This is a genomic window from Gammaproteobacteria bacterium, from assembly GCA_017999615.1.
Lineage (GTDB): Bacteria > Pseudomonadota > Gammaproteobacteria > JAABTG01 > JAABTG01 > JAGNLM01.
The window spans coordinates 115,238-136,048 of record JAGNLM010000005.1 but is presented as its reverse complement, the minus strand read 5'-3'; the positions used below and the strand labels follow the sequence as shown (position 1 = coordinate 136,048).

Genomic DNA, 20,811 nt, shown 5'->3' with positions numbered 1-20,811 from the left:
GCCCCCGACCTACGGCGTCTCGAAGGGCGAGGGGTCGCCCTTGCCCCGGCGCACCACCTCGGGCACGTCGCCCTGCAGGTCCACCACCGTGGTGGGCTCGTAGCCGCAGAATCCTCCATGGACGATCAGGTCCACCTGCTTCCCCACGCGGTCGCGGATCTCCTCGGGGTCGGTCAGCGGCATCTCGTCGCCGGGCAGAACGAGCGAGGAACTCATCAGCGGCTCGCCGAGGGCATCGAGGATGGCCCGCGCGATGCGGTTGTCGGGGACGCGCAGACCGATCGTCCTGCGCTTCGGGTCCTGGAGCCTGCGGGGCACCTCGTGGGTCGCCTTGAGGATGAAGGTGTAGGGGCCGGGGGTGGCGCCGCGCATCAGGCGGTAGGCCGTGTTCCCCACATTGGCGTAGGTCGCGATCTCCGAGAGGTCGCGGCACACGAGCGTGAAGTCGTGGCTGTCCTCGAGCCGCCGGATCAGGCGGATGCGGTCCTGGGCAGTCTTGTCCCCGATCGCCCAACCGAAGGCGTAGCCGGAATCGGTCGGGTAGACGACGACCCCGCCCGACCGGACCACGGCCGCAACCTGGCTCACCAGGCGCGCCTGGGGGTTCTCGGGGTGCACTTCGAAGTACTGGGCCATCGGCGCGGTTACCGGGTCAGCGTGTCCAGGATTGCCAGACGGGCACGCAGCCCTGCGGCAACGCCGGCAGCCTGCCCAGTTCGAACCAGGGGTTCTCGGGCCCGTGGTAGTCGCTGCCCGCAGAGGCCAGCATCCCCGCCCCGCGCGTGGCGCCCGCCACCACCAGGGTGTCGTCCCGGCTGTGGCTGCCCGAGACCACCTCGACCGCCTCCCCACCCACCTCACGGAACTCGCCGAACAGCCCCCGCAGGCGCAAGCCGCTCAGGTCGTAGCGTGCCGGATGGGCCAGCACGGCCTGGCCCCCGGCCGCCCGGATCCAGGCGACCGCCTCCTCGAGACTCGCCCAGGCCCCGGGAACGTGCCCCGGCTTGCCCCGGGCCAGGAACTGCCGGAAGACCTCCCGCACGTCCCGCAGGAGCCCCCGTTCGACGAGGTCCCGGGCGAAGTGCATGCGGCCGACGACGCTGCCGCGGGCGAAGCGGCGGGCGCCCTCCAACGCGTCGGGGATCCCGTGGCGCTCGAGGCGCCGGCCAATCTCTTCGTTGCGCCAGTCACGGGACGCGCGCAGCCGCGCGAGTCCGGTCTCGAGCGTCTCGTTGCCCGGTTCCACCTGAAGCCCCACGACGTGCACGGTGCGTTTGTCCCAGGTGACCGAGACCTCGACACCGTTCACGAAGGCGAGCCCCGAGCGTTCGGCCTGCGCCTTCCCCTCGGCGAGGCCCGCCGTCGTATCATGGTCGGTGAGCGCGAACGAATGGATGCCGGCGGCGTGGGCACGGGCCACCAGGTCCGCTGGGTCCAGGGTCCCGTCCGAAGCCGTGGAGTGCGAGTGCAGGTCGTAGGCACTGAACGACATGGGGCACCTACTCTACCGGATTTGCCAGCGACTTTCCCCCGGGGGCCACGCGGGCGCTGCCGGGTCTGCGCACCGGGCCCACGCGGCCGGTAGCACCGACCGCGGGGTCGGCACACTCGCCGTACTGGCAGGGCTCGCCCTCCCGCTCCTCGCCCCCGCCCTGCCCATCGAGCCACCCGGCCCGCCGGCGGGGTCTGCGCCCCCGCGCTCGGACAGCCCCGCTGCGGAACGCTTCCTGGACCTTCCGGGAGGCATCGACACCGCCCCCTGGACATCGTTCGTCACGGAAGGCGGGGCGGCCCCGGGGACGACCCGGTCCCGCTCCGCCGCGGCCCAGTCGATCGGCCGGCGCACCCCCTATCTCGGTGAAGACCCGCGCGAGCCGCTCCTCTCCACGCCCCTGGCGGAGGAGATCCTGCGCTTCGCGGCAGAAGTGTTCACCCCGACCGTGGACGCGCTCGGCCGGCTGCACGTGTCCTTCCTCGGACGCGGGGACTTCATCCTGTCCCGCTCCGACCCGGACCCGCCCCCGCGCGGCCTCGAGTCCCCCGCCCTCGACCCCGGTGCCGGGTCCGCGGTCCCGCGCTGGGCCCCTTCGCCTGCCCCCGCGCTGCTCCCCCCCGCGCCCGGTCTCGACGGGGACGGACCGCTCACCGTCGGCGAGTTCCTCGTCCTCCTCGCCCGCGAGGTCCTCGCCTTCGCGACCCACCCGCTCACTCTGCTGGCGGCCTTCCTCGGCGCGGTGGGGTACGTCGTCGTGCGCCTCGCCCTGGAGCGTTCCCGTCGCCGCGGCCGCCACCGGGACCACGGGCACCGGCATCACCACAGGCCCTCCCGGCACCACCACGCCCACGCCCGGCACGGCCACGCCCGCCACGGCCCCTCCCATCGAGCGTAGGGGTCCAGACAAAGGCCCGCCACGGGGACGGGCAGATCGCCTAGGATCCCGCTGACACCCGCCCACGGGCGCGAAGGAGAACGACCCCCTTGCTCTACGCAATCTTCTCGGAAGACGTGCCCGAGAGCCTGCCCCGGCGCCTCCAGGCCAGGCCCGCGCACCTGGAGCGGATCCAGGGGCTGAGGGCCGAGGGCCGGCTGGTGCTGGCCGGCCCCCACCCGGCACTGGACACGGAGGACCCGGGCCCCGCCGGCTTCACCGGCAGCCTCGTGGTCGCGGACTTTCCCAGTCTCGAAGCCGCACGGGCCTGGGCCGACGCCGACCCCTACGTCGCCGCCGGAGTCTACGAACGGGTCACCGTCAAACCGTTTCGCAAGGTATTGCCCTAGAAAAGGAGTCAGGAACCCATGACCTACCAGCACATCCGGGTGCCCACCGACGGCGAGCGAATCACCGTCGGCGCGGATTCCTCACTGAACGTCCCCGGGCGCCCCGTCATCCCCTACATCGAGGGCGACGGCATCGGCGTGGACATCACCCCCGTCATGCGGCGGGTGGTGGACGCGGCGGTGGAGCGGGCCTACGGGGGGACCCGGCGGATCGCCTGGATGGAGGTGTACGCGGGCGAGAAGGCCGTGCGCATCTACGGCAAGGACACCTGGCTGCCGGCGGAGACCCTGGAGGCCGTCCGCGACTACGTCGTCTCCATCAAGGGCCCCCTCACCACGCCCGTGGGCGGGGGGATCCGCTCGCTCAACGTGGCGCTGCGCCAGGAGCTCGACCTCTACGTCTGCCTGCGCCCCATCCGCTACTACCCGGGCACCCCGAGCCCCGTGAAGCACCCCGAGCGGACCGACATGGTGATCTTCCGGGAGAACTCGGAGGACATCTACGCCGGGATCGAGTGGGCGGCCGGCACGCCCGAGGCACGCAAGGTCATCGACTTCCTGCTGAAGAACATGGGCGTGCGGAAGATCCGCTTTCCCGAGACGTCGGGCATCGGCGTGAAGCCCGTCTCGCGCGAGGGCACCCGGCGGTTGGTGCGCAAGGCGATCCGCTACGCGATCGACAACGACCGCCCGTCGGTCACCCTGGTGCACAAGGGCAACATCATGAAGTTCACGGAGGGGGCCTTCAAGAACTGGGGCTACGAGCTCGCGCGCGAGGAGTTCGGGGCGACCGAGATCGACGGCGGACCCTGGTGCCGGCTGAGGAACCCCCGCACCGGGCGTGAGATCGTGGTGAAGGACGTGATCGCCGATGCCTTCCTGCAACAGATCCTTCTGCGCCCCGAGGAGTACAGCGTGATTGCGACCCTCAATCTGAACGGGGACTACATCTCCGACGCCCTGGCGGCCCAGGTGGGGGGCATCGGGATCGCCCCGGGGGCGAACCTCTCGGACACGACCGCCATGTTCGAGGCCACTCACGGGACGGCCCCCAAATACGCCGGCCAGGACAAGGTGAATCCGGGCTCGCTCGTGCTCTCCGCGGAGATGATGCTCCGCCACCTGGGCTGGACCGCCGCCGCGGACCTCATCGTGCGCGGGATGAGCGGGGCGATCCAGGCGAAGGCCGTGACCTATGACTTCGCCCGGCTGATGGACGGCGCTCGAGAGGTCAGCTGCTCGGGCTTCGGAGAGGAGCTGGTGCGCCACATGGGGTCCGCCTGAGGCACCGCACCTCCCGCCCCCGGCGGCTCATGCGACCGGCCGCCGGGGGGGCTATCCTTCCCGTGAACTCTGCCCCCCGGCGGGAGTCTATGAGCGGTAGGCGGACTCGCCTGCCCGGGGCGTTCCCAGGCGACAGGAGGACCGGAGTCAGGGCTCCGGTGAATGGATGGCCGAGCTACCCCGCCAGGCGCCCCGTGAAGGGCTCGAGCTCGACGAGGCGAAACCGAAGGTCAGGCGCCCCCCCCTGTACAGGGTCGTGCTCCTGAACGACGACTACACACCCATGGATTTCGTCGTGCACGTGCTGGAGTCCTTCTTCTCGATGCCTCGCGACAAGGCCACGCAGGTGATGCTGCAGGTGCACACGCGCGGGAAGGGCGTGTGCGGGGTCTTCACGCGGGAAATCGCCGAGACCAAGGTGCATCAGGTCAACGCCTTCTCGCGCGAGAACCAGCACCCGCTGCTCTGCACGATCGAGCCTGCCTGACCCCCGGGGGTACTGCAGCCATGCTCAGCAAGGAACTGGAGTACGTGCTGAACCAGGCCTTTCGCGGCGCCCGCGAGAGCCGGCACGAATTCGTCACCGTGGAGCACCTGCTGCTCGCCCTGGTCGGAGAGCCCGCCGCGGCGAAGGTGCTGCGTGCGTGCGGGGCCGACCTGGAGAGGCTCCGGGTGGACCTCACCGCCTTCGTGGAGGAGAACACCCCCGTGCTCCCCCTGCACGAGGAACGCGACACGCAGCCGACCCTGGGCTTCCAGAGGGTGCTCCAGCGCGCGGTCTTTCACGTGCAGTCCTCGGGCAGGAAGGAAGTCACCGGCGCCAACGTGCTGGTCGCGGTCTTCGGCGAGCGTGAATCGCAGGCGGTGTACTTCCTGCACCAGCAGAACGTGAGCCGGCTGGACGTCGTCAACTACCTCTCCCACGGCGGCTCGAAGGCCCCCGGGGAAGAGGGCTCGGACGAGGCGGGAGAGCCCCACGGCGAGGAGGAAGGCCCCCACGAGGCCCGTCCCCGCACTGCCCTCGAGGCATACGCCACCAACCTGAACGAGCTGGCGATGGCCGGAAAGATCGATCCGCTCATCGGCCGGCACTCCGAGGTGCAGCGCACCGTCCAGATCCTGTGCCGGCGGCGCAAGAACAACCCCCTGTTCGTGGGGGAGGCCGGCGTGGGCAAGACCGCGATCGCGGAGGGCCTCGCCAAGATGATCGTCGACGGTGAGGTACCCGAGGTCCTCGCCTCGGCCACGATCTACGCGCTCGACCTCGGCGCTCTGCTCGCAGGTACCAAGTATCGCGGGGACTTCGAAAAACGGCTGAAGGCGGTCCTCGCACAGATGCGCAGCGAGGAAGGCGCCATCCTCTTCATCGACGAGATCCACACGGTCATCGGGGCCGGCTCCGCCTCGGGCGGCGTGATGGACGCCTCGAATCTGATCAAGCCGATGCTGGCCTCCGGGGAGCTGAAGTGCATCGGCTCGACCACCTATGAGGAGTACCGCGGGGTCTTCGAGAAGGACCGGGCGCTCGCGCGCCGCTTCCAGAAGATCGACGTGACCGAGCCCTCGGTGGAGGACACCGTCAAGATCCTCGAGGGGCTCAAGTCGCGCTTCGAGGAGCACCACCAGGTGCGCTACTCGCGCCAAGCGCTGCGCACCGCCGCCGAGCTCGCCCAGCGCTACATCACCGACCGGCACCTGCCGGACAAGGCCATCGACATCATCGACGAGGCCGGGGCCCACCAGCGTCTGCTGCCGCCCTCGCGCCGGAAGAAGACGATCGGGGTGCCCGAGGTGGAGGAGATCGTCGCCAGGATGGCGCGAATACCCCCGAGGACGGTCTCCCGGTCCGACCGCGACGTGCTCCGCAACCTGGAGCGCGACCTGAAGATGGTCGTCTTCGGGCAGGACGAGGCCATCGGGACGCTCGCGACCGCGATCAAGATGGCCCGCTCGGGCCTGCGCAACGTCGAGAAGCCCATCGGCTCGTACCTCTTCGCGGGACCGACCGGCGTCGGCAAGACCGAGGTGGCCCGTCAACTCGCGCGGGTCATGGGCGTCGAGCTGGTCCGCTTCGACATGTCCGAGTACATGGAGCGGCACACGGTCTCGCGCCTGATCGGTGCGCCCCCCGGCTACGTGGGGTTCGACCAGGGGGGGCTCCTCACGGAGGCGGTGACGCGCCAGCCCCACTGCGTGCTGCTGCTCGACGAGATCGAGAAGGCCCACCCGGACGTCTACAACCTGCTGCTGCAGGTGATGGACCACGGCACGCTCACGGACAACAACGGGCGCAAGGCGGACTTCCGCAACGTCATCCTCGTGATGACGACGAACGCCGGCGCGGAACAGATGAGCCGCGCCTCCATCGGGTTCACCTCGCAGGACCACACCACGGACGGCGCGGCGGTCATCCGGCGGCTGTTCAACCCGGAGTTCCGCAACCGGCTGGACGCCATCGTGCAGTTCAGGCCCCTCGACCGCGAGACCATCGGGCACGTCGTCGACAAGTTCCTCATCGAGATGGAGGCCCAGCTCGAGGAGAGGAACGTGACCCTCGAGGTCGAGGACACGGCCCGGCGCTGGCTCGCCGAGCGGGGCTACGACCCACGGATGGGCGCGCGGCCCATGGCGCGCCTCATCCAGGACCGGATCAAGCGGGCGCTGGCCGAGGAGCTGCTGTTCGGCCGCCTCGAGCGCGGGGGCCACGTAAAGGTCCGGGTGCAGGACGGGGAGCTCGCCTTCGACATCGAAAGCGAGGAGGCCACGAGCGGCGTGCCGGCGAGCTGACGACCCCACGCCCCCCGCCCCCCGGCAGGGGCGCCGGCCCCGTCCGGGGCCGGCAGGCAATTCTCACGGGAGGGGCAGGGGTGTAAGCTTCCGACCGCCTCACCCGGCACCGCTTCCATTCGGGCCGCCGGTCGGCGACCGCTCGGCCCGCGCCGGCAGGGCCTCTGCCCGGCGCCAATCAATCCAAGTCGTTTCCGTTCGCTCACTCGGGAGAGAGACATGAAGAAAGTCTGGCTGGCCGCGATCACCCTGGCCGCCGCGACGGCGGCCCAGGCACAGACCAACCCCCACTTCTACCCTCACGCCACCGGCCCCGTGATGGGTCAGGCAGGGCCGGCGGCCGGCGCCTATGCCGCGCCCCAGCGCCCGGACCTGCCGGACTTCGTCGCCGCCACGCCGGACCAGATCCTGCGCTCGGGCATCGACCGGCTCGAGGGCTTCCTCGCCCGGGGCGAGGCGAGCCCCGAGGAGACCCAGGCCTTCCTGGAGAAGGAGATCAGCCCGTACTTCGACTTCGACTACATGGCACGCTGGGCCGGCGGCGCGCTGTACGCCCAGATGGACGAGGAGCAGAAGGCGAAGTTCGCCGGCAAGCTCCAGGCCATGTTCTTCGCCGCGCTCGCCCGCAACCTCGGGGCCTACACCCAGCCGAAGCCCCAGGTCGACGTCTTCCCGGCCCGCAGCCGGGGCTACGGCAACGAGGTGGTCGTGACCGCCCGCGTCACGCCCCAGACCCGGGGCGCCTATCCCGTGCGCCTCGAGTTCCGCTTCTACCCGAGCCGCAGTGGATGGAAGATCTTCGACGCGACGGCCAACGGCACCAGCGCGGTCTCCTACTACCGGACCTTCTTCAACGAAGTCGCCCGCAGGGGCAGCATCGAGGCCTGCTGCCGGTAGTCACGCAGGCACCCGGGGGACGCGCAAGGGACCCCGCGAGGGGTCCCGGTCCGCGTTCCGCGAAGAACCGGGGGCCAGGGTGACCTCGCCCTGGCCCCACCAGGAGCACGCCATGTCCGAGCCGGTATCCACCCAGAACTTCCCCTATGCGCTGGAACTCGAGGCCGGCGAGCACTGGTGGTGCGCCTGCGGCAGGTCCGGGAGCCAGCCCTTCTGCGACGGCTCCCACCAGGGCACCGGGCTCGCCCCCATGCCCTTCCGCCTGGCCGAGAAGACCAGGGTCTGGCTCTGCGGGTGCCGGCGCACGGCGAGCCCGCCCTTCTGCGACGGTGCCCACAAGACCCTTCCGAAGCAGCCGGCCTGAGCGCCAGTCCCCTTTCGCCGCTGCTCCCCCGCGGTCCCGGAGACCGGGTGCGGTGGGCGGGGCTGCACGGCTCCGCCATCGGCTTGGCCGTCTCCCGGGCGGCCGCAAGCCGGGGCGGGCCGATCCTCGTCCTGGCGCCGGACGCGGCCGCCGCCGATCGCCTGGAAGAGGACCTGCGGTTCTTCCTCGCGGGTGAGACGGACCGGCCCCTGCTCCGCTTCCCGGACTGGGAGACCCTGCCCTACGACCTGTTCTCCCCCCACCAGGACATCGTCTCCGAGCGCCTCTCCGCACTCCACCGGTTGCCGGCCGTGCGGGGCGGCGTGGTGCTCGTCACCGCGGCCACCGCGATGGCCCGGATCGCCCCGCGCACGCACCTGGAGGGCCGGAGCCTGGTCCTGGACGTGCGCGAGCGCCTGGACGTGGAGCGCCTGCGCATGCGCCTGGAGGCCTCGGGCTACCGCTGCGTCGGGCAGGTGATGGAGCACGGGGAGTTCGCAGTGCGCGGCTCCCTGGTCGACCTCTTCCCCATGGGCAGCCCCGTCCCCTACCGCATCGACCTGCTCGACGACCGCATCGACAGTCTGCGCACCTTCGACCCCGAGACCCAGCGCACCACCGAGAAGGTGGACGCGGTCCGGCTGCTCCCGGCCCGGGAGATCCCCCTGGACGAGGACGGCGTCGGCCGCTTCCGCCAGGCCTGGCGCGAGCGTTTCGCCGGCGACCCGAGCAGTTGTCCCGTCTACCGCGACGTCTCCCGCGGACTCGCCCCGGGGGGAATCGAGTACTACCTGCCCCTGTTCTTCGAGCGCACCGACACCCTCTTCGACTATCTCCCGGCCGACACGCTCGCCGTGGGCCTGGAGGGCCTCCCGGGGGCAGCGGAGGGGTTCTGGCGCGAGGTGCACGAGCGCTACGAGCAGGGCCGGCACGACCGGGAACGACCGCTCCTCCCGCCGCAGGACCTGTTCCTGCAGCCCCAGGAGGTCTTCGCGGCCCTGAAGCCCCTGCCCCAGGTCACGCTGGCGGGGGGCGAGCCCTCGGAGCGCGTCCCCCACTACGGGACCCGGCCCGCGCCGAGGCTGCCGGTCGACGCCCGCGCGGACGACCCCCTCGCGGCGCTGCGGGGCTTCCTCTCCGAGTTCCCGGGCCGCACGCTGCTCGTGGCGGAGTCCGCCGGCCGGCGCGAGACCCTGCTGGACCTGCTACGCGGCCACGGCCTGCACCCCGTCCTCGCCCCCGGCTGGGCGGGCTTCCTGGGGAGCTCCGCCCCGTTCGCCCTCGCCGTGGCGACGCTCGAGGCGGGCACCCTCATGGACGAGCCGCCCATCGCGGTCATCACCGAGGCCCAGCTCTTCGGTGAGCGGGTCCTGCAGCGCCGGCGCCGCGCCGCCCCCACCCGCGACCCCGAGGCCCTCATCCGCGACCTCACCGAGCTCAGCCTCGGCGCGCCGGTGGTGCACGAGCAGCACGGGGTCGGGCGCTACCGCGGACTGCGGACCCTCACCGTCGGCGAGCTGACGACGGAGTTCCTGACCCTGGAGTACGCCGACGGAGACCTGCTCTACGTCCCCGTCTCCTCCCTGCATCTCGTGAGCCGGTACAGCGGCGCGGACCCGGACCTGGCCCCGCTCCACAAGCTGGGCAGCGGCCAGTGGGAGAAGGCCCGGCGCAAGGCTGCCGAGCAGGCCTACGACGTCGCCGCCGAGCTGCTGGAGCTGCACGCCCGGCGCGCCGCGCGCCAGGGGCACCGGTTCCACCTCGACCCCCTCGCCTACGAGGCCTTCGCCCAGGCCTTCCCCTTCGAGGAGACCGCCGACCAGCAGGCCGCCATCGACGCAGTGGTCGCCGACATGACCAGCGGGCGGCCGATGGACCGGCTCGTGTGCGGGGACGTGGGCTTCGGCAAGACGGAGGTGGCCATGCGCGCCGCCTTCGTCGCGGTGCAGGACGGCTGGCAGGTCGCGGTGCTGGTGCCCACCACCCTGCTCGCCCAGCAGCACTACCAGAGCTTCCAGGACCGCTTCGCGGACTGGCCGGTGCGGATCGAGCAGCTCTCGCGTTTTCGAACGAAGAAGGAGCTCGACGCGACCATCCGCGACCTGGGCGAGGGCAAGGTCGACGTCATCATCGGCACCCACAAGCTCCTGCAGGACGGGCTCGCCTTCAAGCGCCTGGGGCTCGTGGTCATCGACGAGGAGCACCGCTTCGGCGTGCGGCACAAGGAGCGGTTCAAGTCCCTGCGCGCCGAGGTGGACGTGCTGACCCTGACCGCGACCCCGATCCCGCGCACCCTGCACATGGCCCTCTCGGGGCTGCGCGACCTCTCGCTCATCGCCACGCCTCCCGCCCGCCGGCTCTCCATCAAGACCTTCGTCCACACCTGGGACGACCGCCTGCTGCGCGAGGCCTGCCTGCGCGAGCTCAAGCGCGGGGGGCAGGTCTTCTTCGTCCACAACGAGGTGGAGACCATCGAGAAGACCGCGCGGGAGGTGGCGGAGTTGCTCCCCGAGGCGCACCTGCGCGTCGCGCACGGACAGATGCGCGAGCGGGAGCTCGAGCAGGTGATGCTCGACTTCTACCACCGCCGCTTCAACGTGCTGGTCTGCACCACCATCATCGAGACCGGCATCGACGTGCCGAACGCCAACACCATCGTGGTGAACCGCGCGGACCGTTTCGGCCTGGCCCAGCTGCACCAGTTGCGCGGGCGAGTGGGGCGCTCGCACCACCGGGCCTATGCCTACCTGGTCACGCCCCACCCGAAGGCCATGACCGCCGACGCGGTGAAGCGCCTCGAGGCCATCGAGTCCCTCGAAGACCTGGGGATCGGCTTCACCCTCGCCACGCACGACCTGGAGATCCGGGGCGCCGGGGAGCTCCTCGGCCACGAGCAGAGCGGGCAGATGCAGGAGGTGGGCTACGCCCTCTACACCGAACTGCTGGAGCGCGCGGTCGCGGCGCTGAAGGCCGGCAGGAGCCCGGAGCTCGACCGCCCCCTGGACCACGGAACCGAGGTCGACCTGCACGTCCCTGCGCTCATCCCCGAGGACTACCTGCCGGACGTGCACGGGCGCCTGATCCTCTACAAGCGCATCGCCAGCGCAAGGGACAGCGAGCAGTTGCGCGACCTCCAGGCCGAGATGATCGACCGCTTCGGCCTTCTGCCGGAGCCGACCCGGGTCCTGTTCAGGGCGACCGAGCTGAAGCTGCGCGCGACCCCGCTCGGGGTGCGCAAGGTCGACCTCGGACCGCGGGGGGGGCGGGTCGCCTTCGGCCCGCAGCCGAGCGTCGACCCGGCAAGGGTCATTCAGCTCATCCAGAAGGAGCCCAGCCGCTACCGCCTGGAGGGGGGCGACCGCATCCGGGTGACCACGGACCTGCCCGACGCCGAGTCCCGGGTGTGGGCCCTGTCCACGCTCCTCGACCGGCTCGGGGCACGCTGAGGCCGGCGGGTCGGGCCGCTCGCGGCAGGTGCCCGGTGCGGCCCCGCGGGACCGTCTGACGCCAGGGACGGCGGCAGACGAGCCTACAGGGATGTACTTGCGGCGTGTCCCGCGGGGCCACACCGGGCACCTGCCGAAGTCTGACCGTTCAGGCGCCGTTCAGCGCCGTGCCGTTACCGTCACGCCCCATGAGACCCGACGGAGGACACGCCATGAAGCGTTGGACGGCAGTAGTGACCGCAGGCCTTTGCCTGACTCTGACCGCACCCGCCGCGCAGGCGGACCGCGGCCGCCCCGTGGTGGTGCTCGGCGGGCCGGTGGCGATCGCACGGCCGGCCTACCGCCCCTACGTCGTGGACCTGGCCCCCGCGCCCGTGGTGCGGGTGCGGGAGCCGCGGCAGGAGTGCTGGGACGAGGTCGTGCATTACCCGGCGAGCGGGCGCGCCGAGAGCGCGACGCCCACCATCCTGGGCGGCATCCTGGGCGGTGTGGCCGGCCACGAGGTCGGCTCGGGCCGCAGCCAGGGCGTCGCGACGATGGCCGGCGCGCTGCTCGGGGCGTCCATCGGCCAGGACCTCACGCCCCGTAGCAGGGAAGGGGACACCGTCGCGGTCGTCGAGCGCCGGTGCCGGACCGTCTACTCCGAGTACGACGCGGTGGTCGCCGAGCCCCGCGTCGTCGTGCGCCCGGCGCCCCACTGGGCTCCAAGGGCGAGGTATCATCGCTGAGCCAGGCTCGGGGGGGCCCCCGGCCGGCAGAACGACCCCTCCGGGGGCTCCACCCTGAATCGACGCGGCCATGCTCCCTGCCCTCCCCGCCCTGTTCGCCCTGGCCCTCGCCCTGGCCTCGGGGGACGTGAGCGCGCGCCCTCCCGAGCCCGACCCACGCTTCACACCACCCGGGCGTGACCGCGGCGGCGAAATGCCCGCCCGCCCGCCCGGCCGCGACCGCGGGGACCAGCCCCCGCCGCGCACGCGCTGGGAGACGCCGCCCGCCGAGTCCCGTGGCTACCCGTCGGGGCGGACGTTTTCCGGCCGACCTCCGCCGCGCCAGCAGTCGGGGGACGTCGGCCCCGACCAGGCAGCCAGGGCAGCCGGGCGGGCGAGCGGCGGGCGCGTGCTCGGCATCGGGGGTGAGGCCCCGGAGTACCGGGTCAAGGTAATCACCGAGGGGGGGCGCGTCCGGGTGCTCCGGATCGACGCCCGGACCGGTGAGGTGGTCGAGTGACGCGAAGGCCACCGCCGCGTTTCTCCCCAGGCCCGTCGGCCCCGCCGGCCAGGCGCTGACGGCGAGCGGACCGCACGCTCCCCATGCGCGCACTCGTGGTCGAGGACGAGGCCGGACTGCGCAACCAGTTGGCGGGGCGCCTGCGTGGGGCCGGCTACGCCGTGGACGCCGCTGGAACCGCCCGCGACGCCCAGTTCTTCGCCAGTGAGTACCTCGTCGACGTGGCCGTGGTGGACCTCGGACTCCCCGACGGCTCGGGTCTCGACCTGATCCGAGGGTGGCGCCGGGGCGACCTGCGTTTTCCCGTCCTCATCCTCACCGCGCGCGGCCGCTGGCAGGACAAGGTGGAGGGACTCGAGGCCGGCGCGGACGACTATCTGGTCAAGCCGTTCCAGATGGAGGAGCTCCTGGCCCGCCTCGCGGCGCTCCTGCGCCGCTCCGCCGGCTGGGCGAGCCCCGTGCTGAACTGCGGCCCGGTCGCCCTGGACACCGCCGCGCAGGCCCTCACCGTCTCCGGCCAACTCGTGGCCCTCACCGCGTTCGAGTACCGGCTGCTCCACTACCTGATGCTGCACGCGGGCGAGTTGGTCTCCAAGACCGCGCTGACCGAGCACCTCTACGACGAGGACGCCGACCGCGACAGCAACGTCCTCGAGGTGCTGGTGGGCCGGTTGCGGCGGAAGCTCGACCCCGAAGGGGCGCTCGACCCCATCGAGACCCTGCGCGGGAGGGGATACCGGTTCCGGTGCGAGAGCGCTCTCCCGCCTCCCGCCCGGGCTCCGGAGGGCGTGTGAGGCGGCCCCTCTCCCTGCACACCCGCCTCCTCGTCGCGGCGGGGGTCGTGCTGACCGCCTTCCTCGGACTGACCGGCGCCGCGCTCGACCGCGGCTTTCGCCAGAGCGCCGAGGCCGCGGCACGGGACCGCTTGCAGGCCGAGCTGTACCTCCTGCTCGGGGTGGCCGACCTGGACGCCGAGCTGGGCCTGAGTGTGCCCGAGGTGCTCCCGGACGCGCGGCTCGCGACCCCCGGCTCCGGACTCTACGCCGAAGTGGTGGACGGCGAAGGCGAGGTGCTCTGGCGCTCCTGGTCGGCCCTCGGACTCGATGTCCCCTTCCCCGCCCCGCCGCCGCCCGGGCATCCGGAGCTGCGGGAGACCGTGAGCTCGGACGGGGCGGCCCTCCTCACCCTCTCCCTCGGCGTGGTGTGGGAGCTCGCGCCGGGTCGCGACGAGCGCTACACCTTCCGCGTCGCGGAGAGCCGCGCCACCCTGGAGGCCGAGGTGGCCCGCTTCCGGCAGAGCCTGTGGGGCTGGCTCGCCGCTGCCGGCCTCGGCCTGCTCGCCGTGCAAGGGCTGGTGCTGCGCTGGGGGCTCGCGCCCCTGCGGCGGGTGGTGCACGAAGTGGCCGCCGTGGAGGCGGGGCGCCAGGAGGGCCTGAGCGGGCACTACCCGGGGGAGCTCCGCCCCCTCACCGACCGCCTGAACGCCCTCCTCGCCCACGGGCGATCCCAGCTCGAGCGACACCGGAACGCCCTCGCCGACCTGGCGCACAGCCTGAAGACGCCGCTGGCCCTGCTCCAGGGGGCCCTGGAGAGGGAGGCCCCGCCGCCCGAGCTCCGGGCGAGCGTCCACGACCAGGTGGAGCGGATGGCCACGGTGGTGGACTACCAGCTGCGGCGGGCTGCAGCGACGGGCCGGGCTCCGCTCACCGCCTCCGTCGCCCTGGCCCCCCTGGTGCGGCGGGTCGCCGCCTCGGTGGCCAAGGTGCACGCCGGGCGTGCGCTGAGCTTCCAGGTGGAGGTACCGGAGGACCTGCGGCTCGCGGGCGACGAGGGTGACCTGATGGAGGTGTTGGGCAACCTCCTCGACAACGCTGCCAAGTGGGCCCGGGGCCGCGTGCGGGTGAGCGCCCGGGTGAGCCCGCCGGACGGCACGGAGCTCACGGTCGAGGACGACGGTCCCGGGATCCCGGCCGGGGAACTGCCCCGGATCGCGACCCGCGGGGTCCGCGCCGACCCCGGCACACCCGGCCAGGGGATCGGGCTGGCGGTCGTCCGGGACATCGTGGAATCCGCGTACGGCGGCCGCCTGGAGCTCACCAACCGCCCTGCGGGGGGCCTCGAGGCGCGAGTCCACCTGCCTTCGCCCGCTGCGGTCGAAGACCCCTAGTCCGGGCGGTGCGGGTGGCCGCAGGGCTCGCCGGGCTGCACTGGAGCCCTCCCCGGCCCTCGCCCCCGGTCAGCCAGGCAACAGCGTCTTGTGACCCTCCTCGTCCAGGCGGACGAAGGTGACGTGGGTGGAGAACACCCGCTCTTCCCGGCCACTCGCGATGTCGTCGGAGAACACGTTGACGGTATATTGCACCGAGGTGCGGCCCACCGATGCCCGCTCGACCGCGAAGCGCAGGATGGCGCCCTCGCGCACCGGCCGCCGGAACTCCACCCGGTCCATGCCGATGGTCACGAAGCGGCAGCCCGGGTAGTCGAGGCTGGCCGCGATCCAGGAGATCTCGTCCACCCAGAGCAACATGTGCCCGCCGAACAGGTAGCCGAAGTGATTCAGATGCTCGGGCAGGACCAGCCGAAAGTTTTCCACGCGCAGGGGCCTCCTTACCGTTCGCCGCGTCTGGCGCGCGAGCTCAGGACCATCGCCGCCATGGCTCAAGTGTACTGCCACGACCACCACGGGCAATCCCGGGGGCTCTGTGCCGACTGCGAGAGCCTGGTGGCCTATGCGGGCAAGCGGCTCCAGCATTGCCCGTTCGGCGCGGACAAGCCGACCTGCAACCGCTGCCCGGTGCACTGTTACGCCCCCGCGATGCGCGACCGCGTGCGCGAGGTCATGCGCTACGCGGGGCCGCGGATGCTCTTGCGCCACCCCTGGCTTGCCCTGCGGCACCTCTTCGATGGCTTGCGCCCCGTTCCGGAATGGCCCCGCAAACGGCCGCCACGGCCCAGCTAATCCAGCTAATCCAGCTAATCCAGCTAATCTAAACTAGTCTTTACCAGCGGAGGACCCTGGCGTCCGGGGACGCCGACCCCCAGGGAAGGGCTCTCATCGAGGGGCGTCCGAGAGCGGAGGAGGCAGTGCACCAGAGGGCGAGGCGGGGCACGCAGGGGCGGCGCTGGCGCTGTCCCTGCCGCAGGATCCAGGGGCTGCTCGGCTCGGTCTACGGCCAGCTCGCCGCGCTCTCCCTGGCGCTCTTTGGGCTCCTCGCGGCCCTCGTGGCCCTACCCGCCTCCCCACCCTCGCGGGCTGCCCTGCTGGTCACCCTCGGCGTGGCGCTCGCGCTGTCCCTCCTCGCCACGTGGCTCCTGACCCGGCCCCTGCGCGCCCTGTCCCGCTCGATGGCCGAGGTCCGCCAGGGCGGGTATCGCCGCCCGCCACCCCCGTCCCCCGCGCCGGTGAGCGCGGAGGTATTTAGCATCGAGCGGGCCTGCCGGGAGATGGTCGAGCGCTTCTGGCGTGATGCGGGCGAGGGCAGCGCACTGGCCCGGATGCAGGCGACGCTGCTGCACGTGTCCAGGGAGATCCACCCCCCGCTGATGGCCCTTCAGGCGGGCCTGGGTGAACTGTCCCGACCCCACGCCCCCCTGGCCCCCCACGCGCGGCAGGCGGTCCTGGACGCCGCGGTCCAGAACATCGAGCAGGTCATGCGCCTGGCCGCGGGCGCCGAGGTGCTCGCGAGGCTCCACACCCCCGGGATGGAGACCCGCGCCCAGGCGTTCGAGCTCGACACGCTGGCGCAGGGCATCGTCCAGAGGTTGCGGCCCCAGGCGGCGCGGCTCGGGGTGGACCTCGAGGTGCGCGCGCAGGCGGATCTGCCGATGGTCGACGCCGACCACGACTTGGTGGCCGAGGGGCTGTCGCGGCTGCTCGACTACTGCCTGCGCCACTGCCCCGCGGGGACCCGCGTGCGGGTCGTACTCCAGGACGCGCCCGAGGGGGTGCGCGCTCAAGTCCGCCAGGTCGAGGCCGACCTGGCGAGCGAGAGCCTGTACGCGCCCCCGTCCGTCCCGCAGGCGAAGGGGACCGATGCGGCGACGGGCGAGGGGTTGGACATCGCCATCGCGAGGCGCATCGCCGAACTGCACGGGGGGGAGCTCGCGGTCACCCTCGCCCCGGGGCTGCCGACGAGCTACGGGTTCACCCTGCCCCGGGCGCCAACCTTGAACCAGGGGCCATTCGGGCCGTAGATTGAATTCCTGACCACCGGAGCCTGGAACCTTGCGCACGCTTCTCCCCGCCTCCCTGTGCCCGGACCTGCCCCTCTGCGACCGCGGGGTGCGGGCGCTGGCGCGCACGCGGCCCGAGGGTGCCGGGCCGCCCAGTCTCCCCCGCGTGGCGCTGGCGGGCTCCTGGGCGGGGCTCCGCAAGAGACTGGGCCTGCCCGACCGGGAGCGCCTGGACTTCGCGGGCCTCTGGGACGCGCTGCTGCCGCGCCTGGAGCGGGCCCTCGGGCAGCACGACCGGGGGCGGCGCAAGCCGTTTGCCGCACCGGCACGGGCGCTGCCAGGCACCCCCGGCCCGGGGGCGGCGGACGCCCTGCTCGACCAGGCCGCGAGCCTGCTGGCTGGCGGAGGGGGGCTCGGGCACCGGGAACGCGTGCGGGAGCTGGAGCTCACCACCCGCTGGTACCGGACCCGCCTGGCAGAGTGCCGTCAGCAGCGGATCAGCGCCCCGGAGCGCTCCCTCTGGCGCCGCACCGCCTCGCGCTACGAGGCGGAGGCGCGGGGCCTCGAGCGCCGGATCCAGGCGGCCGAGGACGCACTGGCCGAGGAGAGGGAGGGTTTCGCCCGGGAGCTGCGGGAGCTCGGCCTGACGCTCGACGGGCCGGCCCTGGACGTCCTGCTCACGACCGTGGTGGGCGACGACCTGGTCGGCATGGCGCTCGCCTTCGACAACGTGCGCCAGATCACCGGTCAGCTCGAGCGCCTGGTCGGCGAGAGCCACGAGGACATCGAGTCCGCACGCCGGTACTACGGCATGTACAGCCTGCTCCTGCGCGCCCTGGACCGCTTGCACGGGCAGCTGGTCGAGGCCCTGGACACGCGCTACGTGCGCGCGATCGAGGCGGTCGTGGAGCGCACCCTCGAGCTGATGCGCGAGACCCGTGCGCTCAAGCGCCGCCTCGGGGAGCACGCGACGACACTCGCGGCCAACCTGGAGGCACAGCAGCTCACCGTGCGGGCCGCGACGGCCTACCGCTCGTACCTCCTCGACCAGCGCCGTCAGCTGGTGGGCGCGCGCGAGCGCCTGGCACACGACATCGCCGTCGCGACGAACACCTACGAGACGGTGAAGGTCTCCGGCGAGCTGGTCGGCATGATGGCCTCGGCGCGGCGCCTGGTGGAGACCCTGCGCCAGGTGCAGGTCCAGCCACCGAGGGCCTTCGAGAACCTCGCCATGCGCCGCGAGGTCGAGCGCCTGACCCTGCGCCTGCGGGGCTCGGGCTGAGGCGAAGCGGGCCGAGGCGAAGCGCGGTCAGCCGGCGGGCGGCTCGCCCCGGGCGGGAATGACGGGCGTCGGCGAGCGCACGTCCCCGTTCTGGCCCCGGTGCCGCAGCCAGTGGTCCATCAGGACGATGGCCACCATCGCCTCGGCGATCGGCGTCGCGCGGATCCCGACGCAAGGGTCGTGGCGGCCGCGGACCACCACCTCGGCAGGCTCCCCGCGCAGGTTCACGGTGCGTTCCGGGAGCCGGATGCTCGAGGTGGGCTTCAGGGCGATGCTGGCGACGATGTCCTGACCCGAGGAGATCCCGCCGAGAACCCCTCCGGCGCGGTTGGACAGGAACCCCCCGGGCGTGATGGGGTCGCGGTGCCGCGAGCCCTTCTGCTCGACACTCGCGAAGCCCGCACCGATCTCGACCCCCTTCACCGCGTTGATGCCCATCAGCGCGTGGGCCAAGTCGGCGTCCAGCCGATCGAACACGGGCTCCCCGAGTCCCGGCGGGACTCCAGCGGCCACCACCGTCACCCGGGCGCCCACCGAGTCGCCCTCCTTGCGCAGGGCGTCCATGTAGGACTCCAGCTCCGCCACCTTGCCGGCGTCCGGAAAGAAGAAGGGATTCTCCTCCACCGCCTCCCAGTCGAGGCGCTCGGCTTGGATGGGGCCCAACTGGGCGACGTAGCCGCGCACGCTCACGCCAAGCCGCTCCCGGAGGTATTTCTTCGCGATCGCCCCGGCCGCCACCCGCGCAGCCGTCTCCCGCGCGGACGCGCGTCCGCCGCCCCGATGGTCCCGCAGGCCGTACTTCTGTTGATAGGTGTAATCGGCGTGGCCGGGGCGGAACAGCTCGGCGATCTCCCCGTAGTCCCGGGAGCGCTGGTCGACGTTCTCGATGAGCAGTCCGATGGGCGTGCCCGTGGTCCGCCCCTCGAAGACACCGGAGAGGATCCGCACCTCGTCGGGCTCCCGGCGCTGGGTCGTGTAGCGGCTCTTTCCCGGGCGTCGGCGGTCCAGGTCCTGCTGCAGGTCCGCCTCGCCGAGCTCGAGCCCCGGCGGGCAGCCGTCCACGATGGCGCCGATGGCGGGGCCGTGGCTCTCGCCGAAGGTGGTGACGGTGAAAAGCCTGCCGATGGTGTTCCCGGACATCGCAGGCTCGCGAGGGTCAGATGACCTTGGAGAACCGCTGGACCGTCGCCTTCTCCCGCAGGTAGCGGTCGAAGGTCATGCAGACGTTCCGGATGAGGAGCTTGCCGCGCGGACCGACCCGGATCCCCTCGGCGTCCAGCGTCAGCAGCCCGTCGGCCTCCATTCCCTTGAGGTCCTGCAGCTCGGGGGCGAAGTACTCCTGGAAGCGCACCGGGTACTCGCGCTCGATCTGCTCGAAGTCCAGGCGGTAATGGCAGATGAGCTCCGTGATCACCCGCCGGCGCAGGCGGTCGTCGGGCGTGAGCTCGACCCCGCGCAGGATGGGCAGGTGCCCGGCGTCGATCGCGGCGTAGTAGTCCTCGGTGGTCTTGACGTTCTGGCTGTAGGACTCACCGACCATCCCGATCGCGGTGATGCCGAGACCCACCAGGTCGCAGTTCGCATGGGTCGAGTACCCCTGGAAATTGCGGTAGAGCGTGCGGCTGCGTTGCGCCACGGCCAGCTCGTCGTCCGGCTTGGCGAAGTGGTCCATGCCGATGAAGACGTAGCCGGCCGCGGTCAGCCGCTCGATGCACATGGCGAGGATGTCGAGCTTCTCAGCGGGCGACGGCAGCTCGCTCGCGTTGATCTGGCGCTGGGTCTTGAAGAGCTCCGGGAGGTGGGCGTAATTGAAGACCGAGATGCGGTCCGGGCTCGCCTCGATGACGGTGTCGAGGGTGCCCTTGAAGCTCCCCACCGACTGAAAGGGCAGCCCGTAGATCAGGTCGACGCTGATGGAACGGAAGCCCTCGTCGCGCGCCGCGTTGAGGACCGCCATCGTCTCCTCATAGGTCTGGATGCGATTGACGGCCTTCTGCACCCGCGGGTCGAAGTCCTGGACCCCGAGGCTCATGCGGTTGAAGCCGAGCCGGCGCAGCAGCGCGATGGTCCCCGCGTCCGCCTCGCGCGGGTCGATCTCGATGGAGTACTCCCCCTCGTCACCGTCGCGCAGGTTGAAGTGCTGGCGGGTGACCGCCATCAACTCCTCCATCTGCGCCGTGCTGAGGAAGGTGGGCGTGCCCCCGCCCCAGTGGAGCTGCTCCACGGGGCGATCGCGATCGAAGAGCGCGCCCTGCATCGCGACCTCCCGGTGCAGGCGCTCCAGGTAGGGCACCGCGTGGGCGCGGTTCTTGGTGACGATCTTGTTGCAGCCGCAGTAGTAGCAGACCGAGTCGCAGAACGGGACATGGAAATAGAGCGACAGCGGCCGCGGGATGGGCTCCTCATTGGTCTGCTGCGCCCAGGCCCGGTAGTTCTCTTCCTTGAACCCGGAGTGGAATTGGACCGCGGTGGGGTAGGAGGTGTACCGCGGGCCCGACCGGTCGTAACGCCGAATGAGATCCGGATCGAAGGTGACCGACGGGACCGGCTGGGACTCGGACATGGGCGGAAG

At 71.9% G+C, this 20,811-nt stretch carries 20 protein-coding genes; 15 read left to right on the top strand and 5 right to left on the bottom strand.

All coding sequences use genetic code 11. The annotated features are described in order from the left end of the window. Positions 1-9 precede the first annotated feature (9 nt). Together KA217_06770 and KA217_06765 are read right to left on the bottom strand one after the other, a co-directional pair. Positions 10-636, bottom strand: coding sequence for a threonylcarbamoyl-AMP synthase (locus tag KA217_06770; GenBank protein ID MBP7712155.1), 627 nt, complete (start codon positions 634-636; stop codon positions 10-12). A 16-nt stretch (positions 637-652) separates the two neighbouring features. Next, positions 653-1,492, bottom strand: coding sequence for a PHP domain-containing protein (locus KA217_06765; protein MBP7712154.1), 840 nt, complete (start codon positions 1,490-1,492; stop codon positions 653-655). Between KA217_06765 and KA217_06760 the strand changes: the two genes are divergently transcribed. From KA217_06760 to KA217_06705, 12 genes are all read left to right on the top strand, one after another. Next, positions 1,491-2,390: a hypothetical protein gene (locus tag KA217_06760; protein MBP7712153.1), complete on the top strand. Its 900-nt coding sequence runs from the start codon at positions 1,491-1,493 to the stop codon at positions 2,388-2,390. The two genes, KA217_06765 and KA217_06760, sit on opposite strands and share 2 nt — an antisense overlap. An 89-nt stretch (positions 2,391-2,479) precedes the next feature. Beyond that, the gene (locus KA217_06755) at positions 2,480-2,779 is read left to right on the top strand and encodes a YciI family protein (GenBank protein MBP7712152.1); all 300 of its coding nucleotides are present in this window, start codon (positions 2,480-2,482) and stop codon (positions 2,777-2,779) included. An 18-nt stretch (positions 2,780-2,797) separates the two neighbouring features. Then, positions 2,798-4,063 carry an NADP-dependent isocitrate dehydrogenase gene (gene icd, locus KA217_06750; protein ID MBP7712151.1) on the top strand — a complete coding sequence of 422 codons (1,266 nt, stop codon included), beginning with the start codon at positions 2,798-2,800 and terminating at the stop codon, positions 4,061-4,063. Between the two features lie 166 nt (positions 4,064-4,229). Next, positions 4,230-4,550, top strand: coding sequence for an ATP-dependent Clp protease adapter ClpS (clpS, locus tag KA217_06745; GenBank protein ID MBP7712150.1), 321 nt, complete (start codon positions 4,230-4,232; stop codon positions 4,548-4,550). Positions 4,551-4,570: 20 nt separating this feature from the next. Beyond that, positions 4,571-6,850 carry an ATP-dependent Clp protease ATP-binding subunit ClpA gene (gene clpA / locus KA217_06740; protein MBP7712149.1) on the top strand — a complete coding sequence of 760 codons (2,280 nt, stop codon included), beginning with the start codon at positions 4,571-4,573 and terminating at the stop codon, positions 6,848-6,850. Positions 6,851-7,069: 219 nt separating this feature from the next. Beyond that, the gene (locus KA217_06735) at positions 7,070-7,747 is read left to right on the top strand and encodes an ABC transporter substrate-binding protein (protein MBP7712148.1); all 678 of its coding nucleotides are present in this window, start codon (positions 7,070-7,072) and stop codon (positions 7,745-7,747) included. 112 nt (positions 7,748-7,859) lie between these two features. Beyond that, positions 7,860-8,111, top strand: a complete 252-nt coding sequence (locus tag KA217_06730) for a CDGSH iron-sulfur domain-containing protein (GenBank protein ID MBP7712147.1) — start codon at positions 7,860-7,862, stop codon at positions 8,109-8,111. Next, a complete protein-coding gene (gene mfd / locus KA217_06725; protein MBP7712146.1) occupies positions 8,108-11,557 on the top strand; it encodes a transcription-repair coupling factor in 3,450 nt (1,149 codons plus the stop codon). The genes KA217_06730 and mfd overlap by 4 nt, the downstream gene beginning before the upstream one ends. Before the next feature lie 212 nt (positions 11,558-11,769). Then, entirely contained in the window at positions 11,770-12,285 is a 516-nt protein-coding gene (locus KA217_06720) for a glycine zipper 2TM domain-containing protein (GenBank protein ID MBP7712145.1), read from the top strand. Between the two features lie 70 nt (positions 12,286-12,355). Next, positions 12,356-12,784 (top strand): PepSY domain-containing protein, encoded by a 429-nt coding sequence (locus KA217_06715; GenBank protein ID MBP7712144.1) that lies wholly within the window; start codon positions 12,356-12,358, stop codon positions 12,782-12,784. A gap of 83 nt (positions 12,785-12,867) precedes the next feature. Beyond that, entirely contained in the window at positions 12,868-13,578 is a 711-nt protein-coding gene (locus KA217_06710; GenBank protein ID MBP7712143.1) for a winged helix-turn-helix domain-containing protein, read from the top strand. Continuing rightward, on the top strand, positions 13,575-14,951 hold the full coding sequence (locus KA217_06705) for a hypothetical protein (GenBank protein ID MBP7712142.1): 1,377 nt from the start codon (positions 13,575-13,577) through the stop codon (positions 14,949-14,951). The genes KA217_06710 and KA217_06705 overlap by 4 nt, the downstream gene beginning before the upstream one ends. A gap of 69 nt (positions 14,952-15,020) precedes the next feature. On the opposite strand, the gene KA217_06700 is transcribed toward KA217_06705, so the two are convergent. Then, the gene (locus KA217_06700) at positions 15,021-15,377 is read right to left on the bottom strand and encodes an acyl-CoA thioesterase (protein MBP7712141.1); all 357 of its coding nucleotides are present in this window, start codon (positions 15,375-15,377) and stop codon (positions 15,021-15,023) included. Between KA217_06700 and KA217_06695 the strand changes: the two genes are divergently transcribed. From KA217_06695 to KA217_06685, 3 genes are all read left to right on the top strand, one after another. After that, positions 15,345-15,743 carry a nitrous oxide-stimulated promoter family protein gene (locus KA217_06695; protein MBP7712140.1) on the top strand — a complete coding sequence of 133 codons (399 nt, stop codon included), beginning with the start codon at positions 15,345-15,347 and terminating at the stop codon, positions 15,741-15,743. The genes KA217_06700 and KA217_06695 overlap by 33 nt on opposite strands. 125 nt (positions 15,744-15,868) lie before the next feature. Beyond that, a complete protein-coding gene (locus KA217_06690; protein ID MBP7712139.1) occupies positions 15,869-16,978 on the top strand; it encodes a HAMP domain-containing histidine kinase in 1,110 nt (369 codons plus the stop codon). A 31-nt stretch (positions 16,979-17,009) separates the two neighbouring features. Further along, positions 17,010-18,239, top strand: coding sequence for a hypothetical protein (locus KA217_06685; GenBank protein MBP7712138.1), 1,230 nt, complete (start codon positions 17,010-17,012; stop codon positions 18,237-18,239). A 27-nt stretch (positions 18,240-18,266) separates the two neighbouring features. Here KA217_06685 and aroC read toward each other — a convergent pair whose 3' ends face one another. Continuing rightward, positions 18,267-19,379, bottom strand: coding sequence for a chorismate synthase (aroC, locus tag KA217_06680; protein ID MBP7712137.1), 1,113 nt, complete (start codon positions 19,377-19,379; stop codon positions 18,267-18,269). Between the two features lie 16 nt (positions 19,380-19,395). Further along, entirely contained in the window at positions 19,396-20,802 is a 1,407-nt protein-coding gene (gene hemN / locus KA217_06675) for an oxygen-independent coproporphyrinogen III oxidase (protein MBP7712136.1), read from the bottom strand. Positions 20,803-20,811: the final 9 nt, after the last annotated feature.

Coding starts and splice junctions, on each gene's coding strand:
- KA217_06770 (MBP7712155.1), bottom strand. CDS start 636: ATGGCCCAGTACTTCGAAGTGCACCCCGAGAACCCCCAGGCGCGCCTG.
- KA217_06760 (MBP7712153.1), top strand. CDS start 1,491: ATGGGGCACCTACTCTACCGGATTTGCCAGCGACTTTCCCCCGGGGGC.
- KA217_06765 (MBP7712154.1), bottom strand. CDS start 1,492: ATGTCGTTCAGTGCCTACGACCTGCACTCGCACTCCACGGCTTCGGAC.
- icd (MBP7712151.1), top strand. CDS start 2,798: ATGACCTACCAGCACATCCGGGTGCCCACCGACGGCGAGCGAATCACC.
- clpS (MBP7712150.1), top strand. CDS start 4,230: ATGGCCGAGCTACCCCGCCAGGCGCCCCGTGAAGGGCTCGAGCTCGAC.
- clpA (MBP7712149.1), top strand. CDS start 4,571: ATGCTCAGCAAGGAACTGGAGTACGTGCTGAACCAGGCCTTTCGCGGC.
- KA217_06735 (MBP7712148.1), top strand. CDS start 7,070: ATGAAGAAAGTCTGGCTGGCCGCGATCACCCTGGCCGCCGCGACGGCG.
- KA217_06730 (MBP7712147.1), top strand. CDS start 7,860: ATGTCCGAGCCGGTATCCACCCAGAACTTCCCCTATGCGCTGGAACTC.
- KA217_06720 (MBP7712145.1), top strand. CDS start 11,770: ATGAAGCGTTGGACGGCAGTAGTGACCGCAGGCCTTTGCCTGACTCTG.
- KA217_06715 (MBP7712144.1), top strand. CDS start 12,356: ATGCTCCCTGCCCTCCCCGCCCTGTTCGCCCTGGCCCTCGCCCTGGCC.
- KA217_06710 (MBP7712143.1), top strand. CDS start 12,868: ATGCGCGCACTCGTGGTCGAGGACGAGGCCGGACTGCGCAACCAGTTG.
- KA217_06695 (MBP7712140.1), top strand. CDS start 15,345: ATGCTCGGGCAGGACCAGCCGAAAGTTTTCCACGCGCAGGGGCCTCCT.
- aroC (MBP7712137.1), bottom strand. CDS start 19,379: ATGTCCGGGAACACCATCGGCAGGCTTTTCACCGTCACCACCTTCGGC.
- hemN (MBP7712136.1), bottom strand. CDS start 20,802: ATGTCCGAGTCCCAGCCGGTCCCGTCGGTCACCTTCGATCCGGATCTC.